Here is a 21,943-nt window from a genome sequence, read left to right as displayed (position 1 = left end):
ATACGCTTGCTTTTATATGCTGAAAGATTTAACCTCGCTGGAATAGTTTTTTAAGCTTGTGTTTTGTTAAAAAGCAAATTAGATTGTAAAAATTTGGTATTTCATGTGCAATGCCTACTTTTGCAGCGACTCTTAACAACTAACTTTAACACAAAGATTTACTAATACAAAAAATATAACAATTTCTATGGCAAGCAACAAGTACAAATTAATTTTAGGGTTGATCAGCCTGGTGTCTTCTGCAGCTTTCGGGCAGCGGAGTGATGCGGGATATGATTGGAGGGATTCGTCGAAAATTTCTACAAAGCTGCTACCTCAGCACAGTGAGTTCCTGAACAACCAGTACCCGTACCCTGCTAAGCCAAGGGATCAATGGGAACTAGGTATCGGGGGCGGTCTGTCAATGATTCTCGGTGATGTATCACCTCGTCCGGGATTTGGTGGTACCGTATCAGTTAGAAGGTCGCTTGGACACACCTTCTCTCTGAGAGCTGCTTACACGGGCGGTTTCAATTTTGGGTTGGATTACAGGCCTAACGCAGCTTCATTAATTCCAGGTAACACCTTCCCAAATCCATTTGGGGCTTATGGTGGAGGAAATTACATTGCTAATTACCGCACCAAGATTCACATGGCCTCGTTAGACGCGATTGCCGAGCTGAACAACACAAGTTTCTACAGGGGAAATCCAAAAACTTCTCTGTATGTATTAGGTGGTTACAGTTTTGTAGCGGCAGATGTTGACGTAAATGCAAGAAACGCACAAGGTGGCTTGTATACTCAACAGCAAATCAATAACATTCCAGCGAAAAGGAAAGATATCCGTACTTACTATAAAGACATTCTTAATGATGGTAATTCTGATACTGAATACGAAAGCAATGGTGGCGTTCTTAACGGAAGCAGAAACAACTTCAGCCGTTGGAAAAGCAATCAACTTCTTAGACATGCCGTTAACGTAGGTGGCGGTATTGCCAGGAAATTAAGCGATAAAGTAAACATTGGTCTTGAGCAGAAGTTCACTTATTTGTTCGATGACAACCTGGATGCTAAAGCAGCCGGTAAATCAAACGATCTTCTGTCATTTACAAGTCTTAGGATAAACATCAACATGGGTAGCAGGACAAGATCTGTACAGCCTTTGTGGTGGGTTAATCCAAACAACTTCATATTTAACGAACTTAACGCTCCTCAGCACATGAAGATACCTACGCCGGTATTACCTGATGCTGATGGTGACGGTATCACAGATCAGTTCGATATGGAGCCAAATACTCCTCAAGGTGCTCCGGTTGATGCTCGTGGTGTATCAAGAGATAGCGATGGTGATGGTGTACCTGATTTTAAAGACAAAGAACTGTTGACTTCTCAGAAATGTTTCCCTGTTGATGCTGATGGTGTCGGTACTTGCCCAGAGCCAAGCTGCTGTAAAGAGTTGAGAGACTCAATGGCAAACTGGAAAGGTGGAATGGGTGATTGTGGAATAGGTAGCTTACCAAGCATCCAATTCCGTTCAGGATCTGCTACACTTAGCAGGGATGCTCAGGCAATCTTAGCTGGTGCAGCTGCTCAAATCAAAGGCAGTCCTACATGTAAAATCCGGGTTACAGGTTACGGTGCAAGTGATAAGCGTGCACAGCAGCTGAGCTGGGATCGGGTAAATGCAGTAATCAGGTACCTGGTTGAAAGACAAGGTATTTCTGAAGACAGATTTATCTTCTCTTATGGTACTGAAGGCGACAACAATACAGTTGACCTGATTGGTACTAACGAAGAAGGACCAAACACTGTTCCTGCTCCACATCCGAACTTGAAAAGAGGATAGTTGATAAAACTTTAATAACAAAAGACCTCCCAAATTGGGAGGTCTTTTTGTTATGACCTACTCGAAAGGGCTCTTTAATATATAATTAACTACATACTTTGAATGATTATGGGATTACAGCTATAATTTGGTGCTAATTGCCTAATTTTGCGATCCCTTTATGAACAGGTACCTAATCATTTTTCTAGTCGTTGTTCTCTCTTCTTGTGCTTCCAAGTTCGCCAAAGTAATGAAGAGCACTGATTACGAGTATAAATACAAGATGGCTGAGAGTTATTATGCTGCTAAAAAGTATAACAATGCCCAGGTCATTTACGAAGAACTCTTTCCGATATTTAAGGGTACGGCCCGGTTTGAAGACCTGTACTTTAAGTATGCTTATTGTGCATTCTACCTGAGGGATTATATGAATGCCGAAAATCTGTTTAAAACGTTTGTTGAAACCTTTCCGAATAGCGCCAAAGCAGAAGAAGGGGATTATATGCGGGCTTATTGTTTCTTTAAGCAGTCGCCAAAACCCGACTTAGACCAGACCAGCACTATGCGTGCGATGGGTCAAATGCAAGCGTTTATTAACACACATCCAGGATCTGCAAAGATCAAAGAGGCTACAGATATCATTGATGTTTCCAGGGCAAAACTGGAAGTAAAGGAGTACAAGAATGCTGAGTTGTATTACAATTTAGGATACTATAAGGCAGCCGCTATTGCATTTGCTTCGTTGATTGACAATTTTCTCGACTCAAAGAGCGCTGATGAATACAAGTTGATGGTGATAAAATCTTACTATCAATATGCAAATATGAGCGTAGAGTCGAAGCAGGCAGAGCGCTATGATAAGGTAGTTGCTGAATGTATTGACTTTGTAGATCGTTTCCCGGAAAGTAAGCTGGTGAAAGCGGTGAATACCTACAGAGCTCAGTCCTTAAATAATATAAAATCCACCAAACCATGAGTAAGTTAAGAAGGCAAATGAGTGCAAACACAAGTAGTGTTGTAGAAACAAAGAGTCTTATTGAAATCAAAAATTTCACCGGTAACCTCTATGAGTCTATCGCTATTGTTGCAAAGCGCGCAAACCAGATAAACATCGCTCTCAAAGAAGAACTTCATAACAAACTTGAAGAATTTGCAAGTCATACAGATAGTCTTGAGGAAATACATGAGAACAAAGAACAGATAGAGATTTCTAAAGCTTACGAGAGAATGCCCAATCCTGCAATCCTGGCAACCCAGGAGTTTATGGATAATAAGATATACTATCGCAAGAATGACTCAGATCTTTTTAGCTAACGCTTTTTCTTAACAGATTGAAAAACGGCAGTTCTTGGACTGTCGTTTTTTGTTATTTTAGGAACGATGATCCGTGGAAAAAAAATCTTACTGGGCGTGACCGGCAGCATTGCCGCTTACAAAGCCATTTTATTGGTGCGATTACTTGTAAAAGCTGGTGCAGAAGTTCGGGTAGTGATCACTCCAGCCGCAGCAGACTTCGTTTCAGTCCTGACATTATCAACACTAAGTAAAAATAAGGTTCTCAGCGTTCTTGCTGATGGCGAAACGTGGGCAAATCATGTGATGCTCGGACGGTGGGCAGACGTAATGCTTATTGCTCCACTTAGCTGCAATACCCTGGCTAAGATGGCCGGAGGTTTCTGCGATAATTTGCTGCTTGCGATTTATTTATCTGCCACGTGCCCGGTAGTCGTTGCTCCTGCCATGGATGAAGATATGTGGCATCATCCGAGTACAAGACGGAATTTGGCAACCATCCTGGATTTTGGCAACGCCGTTATTCCGGTGAACAATGGCGAACTTGCAAGCGGGCTCTACGGAGAAGGCCGGATGTCGGAGCCGGATGATATTCTAACCTACCTGGAAGAAACTTACTTCCGGGAGTCTCAATTAGCTGGTAAATCGGTGTTGATTTCTGCAGGCCCCACCTATGAGGCTATTGATCCCGTGAGATTTATTGGTAACCATTCGAGTGGAAAAATGGGTTTTGCCCTTGCTGAGCAATTCTTTGCTGCAGGCGCAAACGTGCAGGTGGTTTGCGGACCAACATCGGAGCACACAAAGTATCGTGGCATTAAAGTGTCCAATGTAGTATCCGCTTCGGAAATGTTTGACAGCTGCCTTTCAATCTTTTCAACCTCAGATATTATCGTTATGGCTGCTGCTGTTGCTGACTATCGACCCCTAAATCAGGAAACTCAAAAGATTAAAAAAGAGTCGGGCACTATCTCTTTAGAGCTAACCAAAACAAAGGATATTTTAAAGCATTTTGGCGAAATCAAAAATGAAAATCAATTCCTCGCGGGTTTTGCATTGGAAACCGAAAATGAAAGGGTTCACGCGATTGAAAAGTTAAAGAACAAGAATGCTGACCTGATTGTTTTAAATTCCCTCCGCGACGCTGATGCGGGTTTCGGGAAAGACACAAACAAAGTAATTATTTTTGATCGTCAGGGTAATGAATGGCTTTTTCCATCTAAATCCAAGTCTGCTGTTGCAAAAGATATTGTTGACATCATCATACAGAAGCTTCATGATAAAAAATAGCATTTTCCTCACGCTTTTTCTTGCCTTGTGTGCGGGGGTAAAAGGCCAGGAAGTTCAGGCAAAGGTTACCGTGGTTTCGACACGGGTAGGAACGTCGGTTGATAAGAAAATCTTCCAGACATTACAAACCCAATTGACCAACTTCATCAATAACAGAAAATGGACATCAGACGCCTTCCAGTCGCAGGAAAAAGTCGAGTGTAGTTTTTTGCTAAACATCGATAAGGTCGTTGAAAGCAATGTGTACACCGCGTCTTTAACCATCCAAGCTGCACGCCCGGTTTATAATTCCTCTTATCAAACCGCTTTAATAAACTTCCAGGATGCAGATCTTGCGTTTAGATACGTCGAATACCAGCCGGTTGAATTCAACGAAAGCCGGGTACAGGGGAGTGATGCACTTGCCAGCAACCTTACGGCTACGATCGCGTATTATGTGTACGTAATGCTGGGGCTCGACTATGACTCATTTGCTTCTAAAGGTGGGGACGCTTTTTTTCAACGGGCCCAGAACATTGTCAACAACGCTCCTGAAAGCCGCGAAATCACTGGTTGGAAGGCTTTTGATGGCAGGCGAAACCGGTATTGGCTTACCGAAAACATGATGAACTCGCGTTACAACATAGTTCACGACGTTATATATACTTACTATCGCTCAGGTCTTGATCAGATGTATGAGAATGAACAAAATGCAAGAACGCAAATCCTTGAGGCTATAAATCGACTGCAGGCGATGAACCAGGAAAATCCGAACACGATGATCGTGCAGTTTTTCATGCAGGGGAAATCCCAGGAACTGATAAAGATCTTTAAAAAAGCCTCCCCACAAGAGAAGGTTAGAGCAATTGACATTCTTCAGAAGCTTGACGTTGCGAATGCTGCTAAATACAAAGAGGAGATAAAATGATCCGTATTGTGCTTGTAGCTGCGAGCCTCTTTTTGTCTTCGTGTAATTCGCAGTCTTCTGTTCCTGACGACGTCCTTCCCCCCAATCAAATGAAGAAAATTGTGTTCGATCTGCTCCGTGCCGATGAATACGTTACCAGCTACGTTTTTAAGGATACCAGCTTTAACCGTAAACAAGAAACCATCAGGATGTATGAACATGTATTCCTAGTTCACAAAATTTCCAGAGATGAGTTTTTTAAAAGCTACCAATATTACCAGGAGCATCCGGATAAACATAAAGTAATGTTTGATTCTCTGGCAAATTGGGCTGCTCAACATCGTCCATCCGACAGCACCAGGCCTGCAAAGACAATTCAATAACAAACCTGATCCATATGAATAAGGTTTTCGAAAATGCAGATGAGGCAATCCATGATGTCCAAAATGGGGCTACCCTTATGGTTGGCGGTTTTGGACTTTGCGGTATTCCGGAAAACAGCATTGCTGCACTACAACGAAAAGGAGTGAAGGAATTGACCTGCATTTCGAATAATGCCGGTATTGATGGGTTTGGATTAGGCTCACTTCTTCAAACTCGGCAGGTTAAGAAGATGATGAGCAGTTATGTGGGAGAAAATGCCGAATTCGAAAGACAACTACTTAGTGGAGAGCTGGAGGTCGACCTGATTCCTCAGGGAACATTGGCTACAAGAATCCAGATGGCCGGGATGGGTATTCCTGCCTTCTTTACACCTGCTGGCTATGGTACGGAGGTGGCTGCCGGAAAAGAAGTTCGGGAATTCAATGGTAAAATGCACCTTATGGAACTTGCGTTGCACGCCGACTTTGCGCTGGTTAAAGCGTGGAAAGGAGACAGCATGGGCAATCTTGTATTTAGAAAAACAACCCGAAATTTCTCAAGCTCGATGGCAAGAGCCGGCAGCGTTACTATAGCTGAGGTAGAACACCTGGTCGCACCGGGAGAACTGGACCCGGATAGCATTCATGTGCCAGGTATATATGTGCACCGTATTTTCAAGGGTACCACCTATGAAAAGCGAATAGAAAGAAGAACAATTCAATTAATCTAACAGCACCAATCACATGTTTGTAAGTGCAAACTTTCTCGCGATTAACTATGGTGTTGATGATACTATAGCAAAGTTTTTCACAGACCGGCAACCACCAGCAAACAATCTTTATTGGAAAGATAAGTTGATGTACCTGAGACCAGAAATTGGCTGGCTGTTTATTCCACTAATCGTTGACCTCCTCTATAAATCGGGCATTCCTAGAGAACACCTGCTTTCTGAAGACTACGTGGCGGCTATGGAACACATCGGTCACATAAGTGCCCGCGAGGAAATCGGGGAGATATCACCGCAGGAGGCAGTTGTTCTTGCTACGGATTTTGTAAGTCAAAAAGCAACAGATGAAGGCTTCTTAGCAGATATTGTTGACTTTGTACGTGATGGGACAAACAACCGGTTCAAATCGCTTTCGTTACCCTTTAAAGCATTACATCGTGGTGATCTCTTTTTATTCTCTCTGGTAGTTTTACCAATTCAAGACGAACTTGAATTCTACGTACTTAAGTGTTGGTTTGCACTTATCAGCACTCTACTGTTACTTGACGATGCCGATGATCTTGAATTGGATAAGGCCAATGGTCATGAAAATGCCTTTATCCAAAGTGGCCTTGATCAGGAAGGCGTCAACAAGATTAAAACCCTGGTTAAAACAAATCTGGCCTTTATCGCGGAACTCAACCGGCCAATGGCATCTACACTCGACAAAAAATTTGTGGCACTGTCGAAGCGTCCTGAGATATTTGAATTACTAAACCAGTAACTATGCCGTTAGATAAATTTGGTATCGCCCGTAGAATTGCACAGGAGCTGAGAGATGGCATGTATGTCAATCTTGGTATTGGAATACCGACACTTGTAAGCAATTATATTCCATCGGGCATGACGGTGATATTCCAGAGCGAAAATGGTATTCTCGGCATGGGGCCTTACCCGGCTGAAAGTGACATTGATGCAGACCTGATTAACGCAGGAAAAGAAACAGTTACTGTAATTCCAGGAGGTGCATTTTTCGATAGTGCTGAAAGCTTTGGTATGATCAGGGCAGGCAAAGTTGATCTTACTGTCCTTGGTGCGATGGAAGTAAGTGAAAGCGGTGATATAGCCAACTGGAAGATACCGGGGAAAATGGTAAAAGGTATGGGTGGCGCAATGGACCTTGTTGCCAGTGCAAAAAATATAATTGTTGCCATGCAACACACAAATCCTAAAGGTGAAAGCAAACTCTTGCCAGCTTGCACGCTTCCGCTGACAGGAGTAGGATGTGTGAAGAAAATAGTTACTGAATTGGCGGTAATTGATGTTACACCCGAAGGATTTCTATTACTTGAACGCGCTCCCGGCATTTCGGTGGAAGAGATCCGGGCAAAAACGCTTGGTCGTTTAACTGTGCCAGCTTTTGTACCGGAAATGAATGTTTAGCCTCTACTTCGGTATAAAAGGCTACGAGGATTGATGCACATCACCCCTTAGCTCTGTCGCCCATCTATCGACTCCTGCATGAATGGTATTCAAATTCTGCTTTAGCTCATGCGAACTGTGCTTTGTTAATTCTTCAAATGAACTTCTCCTTCTAGCCGGTTGTCCTGCCCCAGGGTTCTTTTCTATCATTTATTCACTCCATGTATACACCTGCCACCTGCCGAGCATGATGTATAACTATACGAAACGGGGCAGCAGCACTCGTTGACAACCTCCAGGAAAAGCCTTTACTCGGCGGGCCACAATGTTTTAACTTAACTAAAAAAATAGTTTGTAAACTAAATTATTAGTTATAGTTTTATGGCAAATAAGGAAAAATGAAACCACTAACAAAAGCCGAGGAGCAAGTGATGAAAGCTCTCTGGAAAATTGAACGGGGCTTTTTAAAAGACATCATAGATGAAATGTCGGAGCCAAAGCCGCATTCAAATACTGTTGCAACAATTCTAAAGATTTTGGGGGAGAAGGGTTTCGTGGGTACCGAAACTTTTGGACGCAATAATCAATACCATGCGTTAATTCAAAAAGCTGATTACTCCAGGAGTTCCATCAACAACCTGGTTGAAGGGTATTTCGAAGGCTCTTTTACCAACGTAGTCTCTTTTATGGTAGAAAAGAAAGGTCTTGATGTAAAGGACCTTGAACTCCTCCTAAAAGAATTGAAAAAAGCTCAAAAATAATTTTCTATGCTGCCTGTCGTATACTATTTCGCAAAAGTGTTGGTTTGCAGTGCGCTTCTTTATAGTTACTATTTCCTGGCATTGCGCAACCGTCAATTTCACCAATACAATCGATTTTACCTTTTATCGACTGTATTTGCATCCTGGTTAATTCCATTATTTAAGTTCGACTTTTTAACAACGGCCGACGCGCAACCGGCTGTGGTAAATCTACTTTCCATAGTCGCAAGTACAGATCGATTTGTTGAAGAACAATCAACGGTTGGAAATCGGTACGCTTGGAACTGGGAGCTTCTTCTTGGCACTTGCGTACTCCTTGTTTCCGTATTTCTGTTGGTAAGGTTGCTGATAGCTTCCGTTAGGTTGTACCAGCTTTCGCGGCAAAATTATTCTACTAAAATGAATGGTATCATGGTTGTTTTTTGCCGACACAGGCAAGCGCCTTTTTCCGTTTTTAATTATGTTTTCTGGCATGAGGATATTCCGCTCAACAGCTCCGAAGGCGCTAAGATCCTTCGGCACGAGTTAGCTCATGTACGGGAAAAACATAGCTACGACAGGCTTTTCCTGAATTTCAACCTGGTCGTCGGCTGGTTTAACCCAATGTTGTGGATCATCAATCGCGAGTTACGTATGATCCATGAATTTATTGCCGACAACAAGGCAATATCCGACGGAGACACTACTGCATTTTCAGCAATGTTGCTGAAAGCCACTTACCCCAGCCACAATTTTTCCATTACCAACAACTTCTTCTATTCACCCATCAAACGCCGTCTTCTTATGCTTACCAATTCCCGTAATCCGCGTTTCTCTTATTTGAGAAGGTTATCCATTCTACCTGTTTTAGGTGCAATCTTATTTTTGTTTGCATTTAAAATGAAGCAGCAAACAAACAATCTCGGGCAGACTCCTTTAATGCAGAAATACACCGTCGTTCTTGATCCCGGCCATGGAGGTAAGGATAATGGTGCCATGGGTGTAAATGAAGTAAAAGAAAAAGAAATCGTACTAACGATAAGCAGGATGCTTGCAGAGGAGTTGAGAAATCAAAATATACAGGTTGTGCTGACCCGCAATCAGGATCAATTTCTTACACCCCAGGAAAGGGTGCAACTACTTTCGTCTTCAGGTGCAAATCTCTTTATCTCGATACATGCGAATGCAACCAATACAACTGGTAAGATCAAGACGGATCAAAAAACAGGGGCTGAAATTGTGCTTGCTAAAAAGTCCAACAAGCATACTACTTCCAGCCGTTTATTCGGATCATTGTTGTCACAACACCTCCAGCCACTTCTGCAAAGCAAAACTCCGCTTACCCAAAAACAAACGGGCATCTATGTTCTCGACAACCAGGAAGTTTGCCCATCGATCTTGCTGGAATGTGGGTACATCACCAACCCGTCAGATATGAAGATGATGCAAGACCAGGCGGCAAGATATGCCGGGCTGATAGCGAACAGTATAGAGACGTACTTCTCAATGATTGAGAAAGGAGTAAGAACGGTTTCAGGTGAAAGGGAACATGTCGATGATAGTATAAACGAAACCGGAACAGGAGAGGTAAGAGTTGCATATAAGCGTGAACGTAACAAAGACACCATACCCCGTGATGCTCAAAAGCGGGACACAATTATACGCGTTAAAAATAACGGTTTTGTTATGTCAGAGCAACCACTGGTTATCCTGGATGGGGTGGAGAAGGACCCGAAAGTCTTTTCTCTGAATGAAATTAATCCTGAGGATATAAAACGAATTGATATAATTAAGGATAAGACCGCACTGGACATTTACGGCGCCAAAGCACGTAATGGTGTAATTATCGTGTCTACAAAGCTGAAAAACGAAACCAGCGTTAATGGTGAGCAGGAAAAGCAATTTGACAAAATTTTTACCCGTGTTGAAAACCCACCTTATTATGAAGCGGGGATGATAGCTTTTGCAAATTATGTTGAAAGCAATCTTCAGTATCCGGCAGAAGCGATAAAGAACAATATCGAAGGAGCTGTGTCAATTCAATTTGTTGTAGATACCGATGGTAAGCTCAGTAATTTTAAGAAGGTTAGCGATAAAGGTTTTGGCCTGGAGGAAGAAGCAATAAGATTGCTAAAAAATTCCGGAACCTGGAAACCCGGTATGCAAAATGGAAGAAGTGTTCCTGTGCAGGTGATTCAACAAATTACATTTAAAAATACAGCCAGACATTCCTGATTAAGTGGCAGTCCCTTTGGTCAACAAAAGTGGGGGCAGCTGCGGCACCATGTTATTTCCTGCAGACCGGGTAGTAATTCCGGAACATCAACACAGTTGCTGATGCCTGAGTAATACCTACGGGATGTAGGTACAAGGCCCCGGCAGACCTTATCGAAAGAATACCATCTAAACCCCTGATTAATCGTCAGGGGTTTGTGTTTACAAAAACTGCACACAATCTATCAAAAGTTCAATAGGGTACTTGGATCACTTTCTTAACTTCGCAGCCTTATGGAAGTAAATGTACAGACCGCACAGCAGCTTCGACTCACTGCTGATGAATACGAACAAATCAAGCAGATTATGGGCCGGAACCCCAACTTTACAGAACTATGTGCATACAGTGTAATGTGGAGTGAACACTGCAGCTACAAAAATTCTATTAAGTGGTTGAAAACCCTTCCACGTGAAGGAAAAAAGATGTTGGTAAAGGCTGGGGAGGAAAATGCGGGTTTGATGGACATTGGCGATGGCTTTGGTGTGGTTTTCAAAATTGAAAGCCATAATCACCCAAGTGCAATTGAGCCCTTCCAGGGTGCTGCTACTGGAGTCGGTGGTATTCATCGTGATATTTTTACCATGGGAGCCAGGCCAATTGCGGCACTAAATAGCTTGCGCTTTGGTAATCTTAGCGAAGCCAAAACCCAACACCTTGTTGCAGGTGTTGTTCATGGCATCGGACATTACGGCAATTGTTTTGGTGTTCCTACTGTTGGTGGAGAAGCTTATTTTGAAGATCGTTATCATACCAACCCGCTTGTTAATGCCATGAGTGTTGGCATTGTGCGCAACGGTGAAACCATAAGTGCTACTGCTGAAGGGGTTGGTAATCCCGTTTTCATAGTGGGTAGTGCAACAGGCAAAGACGGGATGGGTGGCGCCTCATTCGCGTCGGCAGATATTACAGCAGACAGCGTAGAGGAATTGCCAGCGGTGCAGGTTGGTGACCCTTTTCAGGAAAAGAAGTTGTTAGAGGCCTGCCTGGAGATTATAACTACCGGAGCAGTCGTGGGTATGCAAGACATGGGAGCAGCGGGCATCATTTGCTCGACAAGTGAAATGAGTGCGAAAGGAAAAGTGGGAATGATCATCCGCCTGGAAAATGTACCCACCCGGCAGACAAACATGAAAGCGTGGGAACTTTTGCTAAGCGAAAGCCAGGAGCGGATGCTGGTAGTAATTGAAAAAGGTAAGGAGCAGGCTGTACTTGACATTTTTGAAAAGTGGGACCTTCCATGCAGCCAGATTGGTGAAGTTACAGACACGGGAAAACTTGAATTTTTTATGAACGGGCAGCTTGAGGCAGAGTTAAACGCGGATAGCCTGGTCTTAGGAGGCGGAGCTCCCCAAAATGATCGCGAATACCGCGAGCCCGCTTATTTTATAAAAATCCAGGCTTTCGATCACGACACAATACCCGAGCCGGAGAGTCTTAAACAACTTGCCCGTGAACTCATCCAGGTTCCAAATATTGCAAGCAAACGTTGGATCTATACCCAATACGACAGCATGGTTGGAGCCGCTAATCTAAGTACCAATGCCCCAAGTGATGCTTCTGTAGTACTTGCTAAGGGTACCGGTAAAGCATTGGCGATTACGGTAGATTGCAACGGACGGTATGTTTATGCGGATCCATATAAAGGGGCAATGATTGCCGTTGCCGAGGCAGCGCGGAATATTGTATGTAGCGGGGGAGAACCGCTGGGCATCACCAACTGCCTGAACTTTGGAAATCCGTTTGATCCGGAAGTTTATTACCAGTTTGTATATTCCATTAAGGGCATGGGCGAAGCCTGCTTAAAGTTTGATACACCTGTTACCGGCGGTAACGTTAGCTTCTATAACCAAAACCCCGATGGTGCGGTTTACCCAACCCCGACCATCGGTATGGTTGGATTGATCGAAGATCTTGAGGATAGGATGACGATGGATTTCAAACAGGGCGGTGATGTATTATACCTCCTTGGTCGTAGCCGGAATGACCTTAATTCGTCCGAGTACCTGCACAAAATAGTGGGAGAAGAATTTTCGCCTGCTCCTTACTTTGATCTTGAGGAAGAATTCGCCTTGCAGCAGCTTATTAAGAAGCTGATTAAAGCAAAATTGCTGCAAAGTGTTCATGATGTAAGTGAAGGCGGACTGATCACTTCCTTGATGGAGAGCGGCTTCAATCGTGAGCTTGGTTTCGATGTGCAGCAAACTGCCCAGGACGTTAGGAATGATGCATACTGGTTTGGCGAGTCGCAAAGCCGGGTTGTTGTTTCCTGCACCATCAAAAACGCGGAAGCGCTGCTTTCCGAGTTGAAAAACAGTGGGATCGCCTTTGAATACCTGGGTATCGTAACCGAAGGCAACATTGATATGGAAGGTGAATATTGGGGACACATCTCCGAATGGAAAGAGTTATACGATACAGCAATCGCCAGGCACATGACAGGAATGTAATAGCATGTACCGCCAGTCGGAAATGCTAGACCCCTGATTGTCGGCTCTCCCGGGATGTTTTACTGATCCGGAAATGTACCTCTGGGTGAGTTAGGGGCTGCACAAGTGTGCCTGAGGCGTGTAACCTGTAAATACAAAAGCTTATGAACCTGCTCGACAAATTATTTTCTGCTTCGGAGAAAACTCCGGGGTATTCGGGGACCGGCTGGCTCGTAATAACGGGTGCTGCAGGTTTTATCGGGAGTTGCGTTGTGCAGTTTTTGAATGAGCAAGGTTATGAAAACCTCGTTCTTGTTGATGATTTTGGCGTTGAAGAAAAGCGGGTAAACTGGGAAGGAAAGAAATATATACAGATTGTTGAGCGCTACAATCTATTCAACTGGTTAAAAGACCAGGACCCGAAAATAGATTTTTTCATTCACCTCGGCGCCCGTACAGATACGACCGAGTTTGACTATGCGGTTCACCAGGAACTGAACGTTGACTACTCGCAAAATGTGTGGGAGTACTGCACAAGAAAAAATGTGCCCCTCGTATATGCGTCCTCGGCGGCGACATATGGGTCTGGAGAGCTGGGGTATGACGATAGTCACGAAATTATTGAGCGGTTGCAGCCTTTAAACCCATACGGAGTTAGTAAAAATGAGTTCGACAAGTGGGCAATAAAGCAAAACAAACAACCACCGTTTTGGGCGGGACTCAAATTCTTCAATGTTTACGGCCCGAACGAGTATCACAAGGCCAGGATGGCGAGTGTGATTTTTCATTCCTATAACCAGATCAGGTCATCGGGCTCCGTGAAGTTATTTAGGAGTCATAAAGCTAGCTACCTTGATGGTGAACAACTCAGGGACTTTGTATACGTAAAAGACGTCACCAAGGTCATTTACTGGATGATCAAAACCACCGAGGATTTAGCCATTCCCGACCCCAGGCAGTTGGAACTGGAAGAGTCAAGATTGAAGGATGACCGGGTACTTTTGAACGATGGTGGTGGCGAAGTGGCCCATAGTGACACCCGCCTTACTTCGGGAATATATAACCTGGGAACAGGTCAGGCGCGAAGCTTTGTCGACCTTGTTAATGCAACTTTCAGTGGTCTTGATATGACTGCTAATATCGAGTTTGTTGACATGCCGGAAGACATTCGCGACAAATACCAGTATTTCACGGAAGCAAATATGCACAAGCTAAGGCAGGCGGGTTATACTGACCCGTTTTACCAATTGGAAGAAGGGGTGGATGATTATGTCAGGAACTATTTGTCCGGGAATCTTGGATACTGACCTAAGCAGGCAGTGCAATAAAATCAGGGATTATGAAGAAAATAGCAATAATCGGTGGGGGGAACCTTGGAACAGCCATCGCTGAGGGATTAATCAGTAATGGTTTTGCTGCACCTGAGCATATAATGGTTACCAAACGGAATGTATCTACTGTTCGTTCATTACAGGATAGCGGGGTAGTTGTTTCAAGCGACAATAACGCTGCCGTGCGGTTTGCCGATGTGGTTATACTTGCAGTTAAGCCTTTCCAGGTTAAAGATGTGGTTGCAAACATAAGTAGCGAATTTGTTCAGGGAAAACATTGCCTGGTTTCGGTTGTTACAGGGGTTCTGATCAGCGAAATACAGGAACTTATACCGGAAACCATACCGATTTTCAGGGCCATGCCCAATACGGCCATTGCCATTCGGCAGAGCATGACTTGTATCTGTCATTCAAATGCAAATGTTGAACTGGTAAATTATATCAGGGAAATGTTTGATCAATTGGGTCGTTCTGTAACAATAGAAGAAAAGCTGATGGACGCCTCAACGGTCCTGGGTGCCTGCGGTACTGCATTTGCCATGCGCTACATCAGGGCAAACATACAAGGTGGTATCGAAATCGGGTTCGATGCAAATACCGCGTCGCTCATTGCGGCTCAGACTGTAAAGGGCGCCGCAGAACTCTTGCTGCAACGACATACCCATCCTGAACAGGAAATTGATAAAGTAACTACGCCAAAAGGCTGCACAATTGCAGGACTCAACGAAATGGAACACATGGGCTTTAGCTCATCATTGATTAAAGGCATTGTTGCGAGCTATAGAAAAATTGGCGAGTAACACCATAAAGACAAAACCGAGATAGTTGATCCACTTTGGATAGGAAAAGTGCCTGGCAAGCTTTCCTGGCGCATAATGCACAGCTTGCAGACCTTTCGTTAATAATCGGACCCAATTTTTTTTGAGCCAAATATTTCCTGTAGGTTTGTACGACCTCTGGAAATTTCTTTGTTTTCTTTCTCCTTGGTCCATCAACACATAAATGATTGTTTGCCGGGTGAGTTTTTCTTCTCATACCCTAAATTAAGTGTAAGCTTTGGAGCCTTATGCAATTGTTGTTGCAATGGGTTGTGGCGTACAAGTGAGTGACACAACGATGTTGAATAAACAACCAATGTTCGTCACCAAAAAAAGACTATTAAATATTTTCAACTTTTAACCATTCATCATGGCAAAGTATATTTTTGTTACAGGCGGCGTAACCAGCAGCTTAGGTAAGGGTATTATTGCTGCCTCGCTTGCAAAACTTCTGCAGGCACGGGGACTTAGGGCAACGATCCAAAAGTTTGATCCTTACATTAATGTTGACCCAGGAACCCTAAACCCCTACGAACATGGTGAGTGTTTTGTAACCGAAGATGGTGCGGAAACTGACCTTGACCTTGGCCACTACGAGCGTTTCCTGAACATCTACACTTCGCAGGCTAATAATGTTACTACCGGTCGCATTTACCAAACCGTCATTAATAAAGAGCGTGAAGGCGCATTCCTGGGCAAGACTGTGCAGGTTATCCCACACATCACCGACGAGATAAAGCGACGGATGCTTTTGCTCGGTAAAGAAGACAAGTACGATGTGGTGCTGACTGAAATTGGGGGTACCGTTGGTGATATTGAGAGCCTGCCGTTTGTTGAAGCCGTGCGCCAGTTACAGTGGGAGTTGCCGGAAGAAGACTGCCTGGTAATTCACCTTACTTTAATTCCCTATCTAAAAGCTGCAAAAGAATTAAAAACAAAGCCTACCCAGCACAGCGTTAAGCTTTTGAGTGAAAATGGGGTGCACCCAGATATACTGGTTTGTCGTACAGAGGAGCCCCTGAATAATGAGTTGAAGAGAAAGATCGCCCAATTCTGTAATGTAAAACCCGACGCTGTAATTGAAGCTGCAGATGCATCAACCATTTACGAGGTTCCGTTGATGATGATGCGGGAAAAGCTTGACCTGATTTGCCTCAAGAAGCTAAACATCACGAACTACCAGGAGCCTGAACTTTCTAAGTGGAAGGGTTTTCTCGATAAATTAAAATATCCCAAGAGTAAAGTCACAATCGGTCTGATAGGTAAGTATATCGAACTTCAGGATGCCTATAAATCCATTCTCGAAAGCTTTATTCATGCCGGTGCAATGAACGAGTGTAAAGTTCAGGTGGTGAACGTGCACAGTGAGTTTATAACAGAAGAAAACGTTTCTGAAAAGTTGGGTTCTCTTGATGGTTTGCTGGTTGCTCCGGGTTTCGGCCACAGGGGTATCGAAGGCAAGATTATCGCAGTTCAATATGCAAGGGAAAACGGGCTACCGTTTTTTGGTATATGCCTGGGAATGCAAATGGCTGTTATCGAATATGCCCGCAATGTGCTGGATCTTAAAGATGCGCATAGCACTGAAATGGATCCTAAGGCACCCTACCCGGTGATCAATATGATGGAAGAACAAAAAAAGATCCGGATGATGGGTGGAACAATGCGATTGGGTGCGTACCCGTGCGAAATAAAAGAGGGTTCGTTGGCCCATCGTATCTATGGTGATCTTTCAATTACCGAGCGGCATCGGCACAGGTTTGAGTTTAACAACGACTTCCTCGAACAATTTGAGCAGGCGGGATTTGTAGCAAGTGGGATTAACCCCGAAACAGGGCTGGTTGAAATTGTTGAGCTTCCCCATCACCCGTTTTTTATTGGTGTTCAATACCACCCGGAATTAAAGAGCACAGTTGAGAGGCCGGCTCCCTTGTTTGTGCACTTTATTGCAGCTGCGAAACAATACAATGATATGCGTTATTCGGTAAAAAACCCGTTGCTGCAAAGCGAGATGATCTAGCTGAACAAGTTTTTGGATACCAGCCCCGGTAACTCCGGGGAGACATCGTTGCGTCGCAATCACTTTAACTGTAGTAAGTACATCAGCAAAACCTGCACTAGCTTTCCTGTTTCGTGAGCATTTCCTCCTTGACTTTTTCCCAGAAGTTGTCAAAAGTTTTCGACTCCTCGGCTGTCCACTCTGCAAGTTTCTTCTGCATCTTGTCGCGGCGCTGCGATTTTGTTTGCTCGAAAAAGTGCCGTAGGAATGCTTCATCGTTTTCTTTCGCAAGTTGGTTGTAAAGCTGGTTCAGTTCTTTTTCGTTAAGCTGGCTGCTTTGCGCAACCTCTTTTTCCATTTCTTCCCTTAACCGGACTTTTTCGTCGTAAGTACCTGCCGGAAGAAGCGTTTTTGCCAGAACCGGCATGAGTTCAACCAGCATAAGGATTACGATAATCAGGTAGTAGCGTGATTGTAGCGCGGTATTTTTGCTCACTAAGTTGTTCAGGGCTTCTATCCTAGTAAGAAAGCCGTTATTTAAGAGGCCGCTAAAAACCGCATTTTCCTTGTTTACCTCAGCCTGTATTATAGCAAGGCTACTGTCATTAGCCTTGATCAGTGGACTAATCCTGCTTTCAAGTTGATTATATTCCTGCTGTAACTTTTCGTACTCGGCTTTCTTCGCAAGCGCTATGTTGTGTATGCCTACTTTTCCGCTTCCACCGGTGCCATCGATTTCCTGCGTAAAAGCCAGCCGTGCGGCAATGACCTCATTGTTTTTTGTTGTTAGTTGTGTTTGAAGGTTTGTTCGATTGGCATTTAATTCAGCCTTGCGCGGGGTGTATAGAGAGTCTAACTCAAGTTGCTTGGCACGCTTTCGTTTTTCGTTATCCAGCGATGCCTGAAGTTTTACTTCACTATTAAACATGTACAAAACAGCAGGTTGGGCCATGAAAGTGCCCAGTGTAATCGCTAAAACACTTCTAAGTAAGAGGGGTGCAACTTTATTTTTGTTGAACTTATTAATTCCTTTAATCAGGGCCCTGTCAATCGTAAGAATGATAAACCCCATAAATAGCCCAAGAACAATCGACACCATCCAATTTTCTGAAATGGTGCTCCAGAAATAGGTCCAGGCGAGTGTTGCAAACGACCATGTTGCGAATACTGTTGAGCCAATAATGCGGTAGCGGTTTCGATCTACAACGCAGTTTTGTAATAGTTCTTTTTCGGCTGTACTTAACCACCAAAGAAATTTGTCCCAACGCGAAGGGGTAAACGCTTCTCGTTGAGAAAGCGAAAGCTGCTTTTCACTCATTTAGAGGATTTGAAGTGTAAACGATGGTGGTTGAAGGAGGAACGTTTTTGTTTACATCAATCGACCTAAAGTAACAATTTATAATTGGTATGGTGTTTCCGTTAATGTATTTCCAGCCAATTTAACGCTTTATTCAGTGTTAGGTACCAGTGGGGTGATGGATACACCCGCCATTGTAGATCAGGGCATTTCCAACAACACCAATTGGGCAAATCCGTACCTTTGCGGCTTAATTTTAAAACGGGTTATGAATACTGACAAGAACACGGTGATCGGTTTTGTGCTGATGGGTATCTTATTGATGGGTTATTTCTGGTATACAAGTACATCACAACAGGCATATCTAAAAGAGCAAAAAAGAGTTACTGACTCTATAGCAAAGGTTGAAGCCACAAGGATTAAGCCTGTTGACACGATAGCGGCCCGTTTGGATTCTGTTAGACGTGACTCCGTACAACGCTTAAGTGCTGCAGGAACCTTTCAGGATGCGGCTATTGGCACAGAGCAGTTTGCGACTATTGATAACGACGTCATGCGGGTAACCTTCACCAGCAAAGGAGGCCAGCCTAAGAGCGTTGAGCTGAAGAAATATAAATCTTACGATAGTGGCCTGGTTGTGATGGCCGGCAGTGGGTTTGATAATATTTCTTACAATATCAATACTTCTCCGTCGCAGGCATCACCCACCTCCGCTTTGTTCTTCAAGCCTTCTGCTGTTACCAAAAACGCCGACGGCACCCAGGTTGTTTCATTTACGGTGAACTCTGCTGACGGAAACAGCATTGTCCATCAATACGTTATTCGCAAGAATGATTATATGATTGATTGGAACCTTGTGGTGAATGGTGCCGATCGGTTGTTATCCCAAAGCTCTATCAACCTCAACTGGCAGGTACTTGCCGGCAGGCACCAAAGCGATATTAAATACGAGAGGCAACAGGCGCGCCTTTGTTACTTCGAAGATAATAGCTATGATTATGAAATGGCGGCTGAAGGGGTAACTAAAAACTTCGATCGACCTGTTAAGTGGTTTTCCATTAAGCAACAATTCTTTAATACGGCATTAATTGCTAAAAACAACTTTACTTCCGGTGAAGTTGTATTAACGGTTCCTTCCGACTCCTCCCTTGTAGTGGGGAAGGCAACAGCAAATATGAAAGTTCAGGTTCCTGCTGGTGCAACTGCTACCGTCCCTTTTCAACTGTATTATGGTCCAAACGAATTTAATGTATTAAAGAAGTATGATATGCAAATGGAAAGCATCATCGACCTTGGATCGGGTGTTTTCTCCTTTGTAAAATACATCAACCGCTATATTATTATTCCGGTATTCGACTTTTTCGCAAGCTTTATCCAAAACTACGGGTGGGTGATTGCGCTACTCACCATATTTATCAGGTTAGTTACTTCCCCGCTTACTTACAGCAGTTACCTGAGCGGAGCAAAAATGAAGGTTTTACGGCCTGAACTGGATGTACTTAAAAAGAAGTTTGGTGATGATCAACAAGGATTTGCTGTAGAGCAAATGAAGCTCTTCAGAGAAGCTGGCGTTAATCCGCTGGGTGGCTGTATTCCGGCGCTTTTACAGATTCCGATATTCTTTGCCCTATATAGCTTTTTTAACTCGGAAATATCGTTGCGGGGGCAGAGTTTCCTTTGGGCCAAAGACTTATCGTCGTACGACGTGATTGCTACACTGCCGTTTACCATTCCGTTGGGCTTTGGTGATCACATCAGCCTGTTTACGATTACCGCAGTTGTAACCAGTTTCCTGATTTCGATATATAATATGAACATGACACCGGACCAAAATAATCCGGTGTTAAAGTACATGCCTTATATATTTCCGTTTGTGCTCCTGTTTATCTTCAACAAGCTGCCGTCGGCGTTAACATGGTATTACACGGTATCAAATATCATTACCTTACTCCTGCAATACATTATTCAGAACTACGTAATTAACCACGATAAGATACTTGCTAAAATGGATGATGCCCGCAAGAAGCCGAAAACGAAGAGCAAATGGCAGGAGCGGTATGAGCAGATGCTGGAGTCGCAGAAGAAGGTTCAGGAATTAAAGCAGAGGACAGAAAAAAAGTAGGGTTGTTGGTGCGTGTTTGCCCTTAAGCTGCAGGGTTATCACGTGCGATATTGATCAAACAAAATCATTTCCTATGAAATCTTGGATTTTCCTGATTTGTTTAGTGGTAAGTTCAGGCCGTATTAGGGCGCAAAAAATTGTTTCAGAGTGCACGGTAGTTTACGAATTGTCAGTAAGCGACAGTAAGGCGGATCCGAACCTGGTAAAATCGATGGAAGGAACTACCAAAACGGTTTACATTAAGGGTTCAAAAATCAGGGTGGATATTCAAAGCCCCTCGTTTTCGCAATCGACGTTTAAGGACAGCAGATCTGATACGACCGTAATTTTGCGTGAGTTGGGCAATGCGAAGTACATGAGCTACCTAAGCAAGGAAAAGGTTCACCAGCAGAACCAGAAGTATGACGAAATCACATTTAGCCCAACAGGAGAGTCGAAAACGATTTTGGGCTATGACTGCAAGAAAGCAGAAGCAAAGCTAAAGGATGGGTCAACATATTCGATATATTATACAACTGCTATTGTACCGTCGAACAAAGAATGGGAATACCAGTTTAGAAACCTTCCTGGTTTTGCGCTGGAATATGAAACGCAGGCTGAAAACGGCAAATCAACTATAAAATACGCTGCAACAAGAATATCAATTGTTCCTGTTCAGAGTGCCAGGTTTGATATTCCGCAAAGCGGGTATCGGATACTTTAATGAGTAGTAAATGAAGGGGGAACCGGAGCCTTAAACTTAGGAACACTTACTTTATGTTTATACGGATAAATGTAAGTGGTGTTACCTTTTTCGAAACGCATCACAGAGTTAAGCGTAACGCCTTCAGGGGTAGATTGTTGAGAAATAATCTGGGTGCCTTTATACTCAAAACCGGCATGTAAAGAATAGGGGGAAGCTTTCTTGTAGAAGTTTTTGTTGAAGTTCTTTAAGGAATACTTGTTCCTTGAGTTTTCATCTGTAGACCCGGTAAAAGAGCCCATAGAAATCTCTGTAGCACAGATAAAAACCAGTGCTATCATCAATTTACGTTTTGCTATGGAAATACCTTTGATCATCGTCCACAAAGTTAAGTTAACAAATATTCTTTAACAAGTTTTTGTTCTATTATTATAACGTAAACAAGGCAAAAAAGTTACTTGAAATTTAGATTTTTTTATTTTAGAAGCC

Annotated in this window: 19 protein-coding genes; 17 read left to right on the top strand and 2 right to left on the bottom strand. The window is 43.5% G+C overall.

Annotation, left to right across the window (positions count from 1 at the left end):
* Positions 1–187 precede the first annotated feature (187 nt).
* From EXU57_RS23950 to EXU57_RS23880, 15 genes are all read left to right on the top strand, one after another.
* Positions 188–1,825, top strand: a complete 1,638-nt coding sequence (locus EXU57_RS23950) for an OmpA family protein (protein ID WP_133270805.1) — start codon at positions 188–190, stop codon at positions 1,823–1,825.
* 160 nt (positions 1,826–1,985) lie between these two features.
* Complete coding sequence (locus EXU57_RS23945; RefSeq protein ID WP_133270804.1) at positions 1,986–2,780, top strand: outer membrane protein assembly factor BamD; 795 nt, start codon at positions 1,986–1,988, stop codon at positions 2,778–2,780.
* The gene (locus EXU57_RS23940) at positions 2,777–3,118 is read left to right on the top strand and encodes a DNA-directed RNA polymerase subunit omega (RefSeq protein ID WP_133270803.1); all 342 of its coding nucleotides are present in this window, start codon (positions 2,777–2,779) and stop codon (positions 3,116–3,118) included. The genes EXU57_RS23945 and EXU57_RS23940 overlap by 4 nt, the downstream gene beginning before the upstream one ends.
* 66 nt (positions 3,119–3,184) lie before the next feature.
* Positions 3,185–4,387, top strand: coding sequence for a bifunctional phosphopantothenoylcysteine decarboxylase/phosphopantothenate--cysteine ligase CoaBC (coaBC, locus tag EXU57_RS23935; RefSeq protein WP_133270802.1), 1,203 nt, complete (start codon positions 3,185–3,187; stop codon positions 4,385–4,387).
* A complete protein-coding gene (locus tag EXU57_RS23930) occupies positions 4,374–5,294 on the top strand; it encodes a DUF4835 family protein (RefSeq protein ID WP_133270801.1) in 921 nt (306 codons plus the stop codon). The genes coaBC and EXU57_RS23930 overlap by 14 nt, the downstream gene beginning before the upstream one ends.
* Positions 5,291–5,656, top strand: coding sequence for a DUF4296 domain-containing protein (locus tag EXU57_RS23925; RefSeq protein WP_133270800.1), 366 nt, complete (start codon positions 5,291–5,293; stop codon positions 5,654–5,656). Before EXU57_RS23930 ends, EXU57_RS23925 begins: the two co-directional genes overlap by 4 nt.
* Before the next feature lie 14 nt (positions 5,657–5,670).
* Positions 5,671–6,366: a CoA transferase subunit A gene (locus tag EXU57_RS23920; protein ID WP_133270799.1), complete on the top strand. Its 696-nt coding sequence runs from the start codon at positions 5,671–5,673 to the stop codon at positions 6,364–6,366.
* A gap of 13 nt (positions 6,367–6,379) precedes the next feature.
* Entirely contained in the window at positions 6,380–7,126 is a 747-nt protein-coding gene (locus EXU57_RS23915; protein WP_133270798.1) for a hypothetical protein, read from the top strand.
* Between the two features lie 2 nt (positions 7,127–7,128).
* Entirely contained in the window at positions 7,129–7,785 is a 657-nt protein-coding gene (locus EXU57_RS23910) for a CoA transferase subunit B (RefSeq protein WP_133270797.1), read from the top strand.
* Between the two features lie 377 nt (positions 7,786–8,162).
* Positions 8,163–8,525, top strand: a complete 363-nt coding sequence (locus tag EXU57_RS23905; RefSeq protein WP_133270796.1) for a BlaI/MecI/CopY family transcriptional regulator — start codon at positions 8,163–8,165, stop codon at positions 8,523–8,525.
* A gap of 6 nt (positions 8,526–8,531) precedes the next feature.
* The gene (locus EXU57_RS23900) at positions 8,532–10,739 is read left to right on the top strand and encodes an N-acetylmuramoyl-L-alanine amidase (protein WP_133270795.1); all 2,208 of its coding nucleotides are present in this window, start codon (positions 8,532–8,534) and stop codon (positions 10,737–10,739) included.
* Positions 10,740–11,012: 273 nt separating this feature from the next.
* Positions 11,013–13,226 (top strand): phosphoribosylformylglycinamidine synthase subunit PurL, encoded by a 2,214-nt coding sequence (purL, locus tag EXU57_RS23895; protein ID WP_133270794.1) that lies wholly within the window; start codon positions 11,013–11,015, stop codon positions 13,224–13,226.
* 143 nt (positions 13,227–13,369) lie between these two features.
* Complete coding sequence (locus tag EXU57_RS23890; RefSeq protein WP_133270793.1) at positions 13,370–14,512, top strand: ADP-glyceromanno-heptose 6-epimerase; 1,143 nt, start codon at positions 13,370–13,372, stop codon at positions 14,510–14,512.
* A 32-nt stretch (positions 14,513–14,544) separates the two neighbouring features.
* A complete protein-coding gene (gene proC / locus EXU57_RS23885) occupies positions 14,545–15,336 on the top strand; it encodes a pyrroline-5-carboxylate reductase (protein ID WP_165958278.1) in 792 nt (263 codons plus the stop codon).
* Between the two features lie 388 nt (positions 15,337–15,724).
* Positions 15,725–17,374: a CTP synthase gene (locus EXU57_RS23880; protein ID WP_133270791.1), complete on the top strand. Its 1,650-nt coding sequence runs from the start codon at positions 15,725–15,727 to the stop codon at positions 17,372–17,374.
* 97 nt (positions 17,375–17,471) lie between these two features.
* On the opposite strand, the gene EXU57_RS23875 is transcribed toward EXU57_RS23880, so the two are convergent.
* Positions 17,472–18,671 (bottom strand): DUF4407 domain-containing protein, encoded by a 1,200-nt coding sequence (locus EXU57_RS23875; protein WP_133270790.1) that lies wholly within the window; start codon positions 18,669–18,671, stop codon positions 17,472–17,474.
* Positions 18,672–18,918: 247 nt separating this feature from the next.
* Here EXU57_RS23875 and yidC point away from each other — a divergent pair, with 247 nt between their 5' ends.
* Positions 18,919–20,772, top strand: coding sequence for a membrane protein insertase YidC (yidC, locus tag EXU57_RS23870; protein WP_133270789.1), 1,854 nt, complete (start codon positions 18,919–18,921; stop codon positions 20,770–20,772).
* Between the two features lie 73 nt (positions 20,773–20,845).
* On the top strand, positions 20,846–21,475 hold the full coding sequence (locus EXU57_RS23865; protein ID WP_133270788.1) for a DUF4412 domain-containing protein: 630 nt from the start codon (positions 20,846–20,848) through the stop codon (positions 21,473–21,475).
* Here EXU57_RS23865 and EXU57_RS23860 read toward each other — a convergent pair.
* Positions 21,472–21,795 (bottom strand): hypothetical protein, encoded by a 324-nt coding sequence (locus EXU57_RS23860; protein WP_165958276.1) that lies wholly within the window; start codon positions 21,793–21,795, stop codon positions 21,472–21,474. The two genes, EXU57_RS23865 and EXU57_RS23860, sit on opposite strands and share 4 nt — an antisense overlap.
* Between the last annotated feature and the right edge of the window lie 148 nt (positions 21,796–21,943).

It is taken from the genome of Segetibacter sp. 3557_3, from assembly GCF_004354985.1.
Lineage (GTDB): Bacteria > Bacteroidota > Bacteroidia > Chitinophagales > Chitinophagaceae > Segetibacter.
The sequence above is the reverse complement of the archived record's forward strand: the minus strand, read 5'-3'. Positions and strand labels throughout refer to the sequence as shown.

Coding starts and splice junctions, on each gene's coding strand:
- EXU57_RS23925 (WP_133270800.1), top strand. CDS start 5,291: ATGATCCGTATTGTGCTTGTAGCTGCGAGCCTCTTTTTGTCTTCGTGT.
- EXU57_RS23900 (WP_133270795.1), top strand. CDS start 8,532: ATGCTGCCTGTCGTATACTATTTCGCAAAAGTGTTGGTTTGCAGTGCG.
- EXU57_RS23880 (WP_133270791.1), top strand. CDS start 15,725: ATGGCAAAGTATATTTTTGTTACAGGCGGCGTAACCAGCAGCTTAGGT.
- EXU57_RS23910 (WP_133270797.1), top strand. CDS start 7,129: ATGCCGTTAGATAAATTTGGTATCGCCCGTAGAATTGCACAGGAGCTG.
- EXU57_RS23930 (WP_133270801.1), top strand. CDS start 4,374: ATGATAAAAAATAGCATTTTCCTCACGCTTTTTCTTGCCTTGTGTGCG.
- EXU57_RS23940 (WP_133270803.1), top strand. CDS start 2,777: ATGAGTAAGTTAAGAAGGCAAATGAGTGCAAACACAAGTAGTGTTGTA.
- EXU57_RS23915 (WP_133270798.1), top strand. CDS start 6,380: ATGTTTGTAAGTGCAAACTTTCTCGCGATTAACTATGGTGTTGATGAT.
- coaBC (WP_133270802.1), top strand. CDS start 3,185: ATGATCCGTGGAAAAAAAATCTTACTGGGCGTGACCGGCAGCATTGCC.
- yidC (WP_133270789.1), top strand. CDS start 18,919: ATGAATACTGACAAGAACACGGTGATCGGTTTTGTGCTGATGGGTATC.
- EXU57_RS23890 (WP_133270793.1), top strand. CDS start 13,370: ATGAACCTGCTCGACAAATTATTTTCTGCTTCGGAGAAAACTCCGGGG.
- EXU57_RS23875 (WP_133270790.1), bottom strand. CDS start 18,671: ATGAGTGAAAAGCAGCTTTCGCTTTCTCAACGAGAAGCGTTTACCCCT.
- purL (WP_133270794.1), top strand. CDS start 11,013: ATGGAAGTAAATGTACAGACCGCACAGCAGCTTCGACTCACTGCTGAT.
- EXU57_RS23920 (WP_133270799.1), top strand. CDS start 5,671: ATGAATAAGGTTTTCGAAAATGCAGATGAGGCAATCCATGATGTCCAA.
- EXU57_RS23905 (WP_133270796.1), top strand. CDS start 8,163: ATGAAACCACTAACAAAAGCCGAGGAGCAAGTGATGAAAGCTCTCTGG.
- EXU57_RS23860 (WP_165958276.1), bottom strand. CDS start 21,795: ATGATAGCACTGGTTTTTATCTGTGCTACAGAGATTTCTATGGGCTCT.
- EXU57_RS23950 (WP_133270805.1), top strand. CDS start 188: ATGGCAAGCAACAAGTACAAATTAATTTTAGGGTTGATCAGCCTGGTG.
- EXU57_RS23865 (WP_133270788.1), top strand. CDS start 20,846: ATGAAATCTTGGATTTTCCTGATTTGTTTAGTGGTAAGTTCAGGCCGT.
- EXU57_RS23945 (WP_133270804.1), top strand. CDS start 1,986: ATGAACAGGTACCTAATCATTTTTCTAGTCGTTGTTCTCTCTTCTTGT.
- proC (WP_165958278.1), top strand. CDS start 14,545: ATGAAGAAAATAGCAATAATCGGTGGGGGGAACCTTGGAACAGCCATC.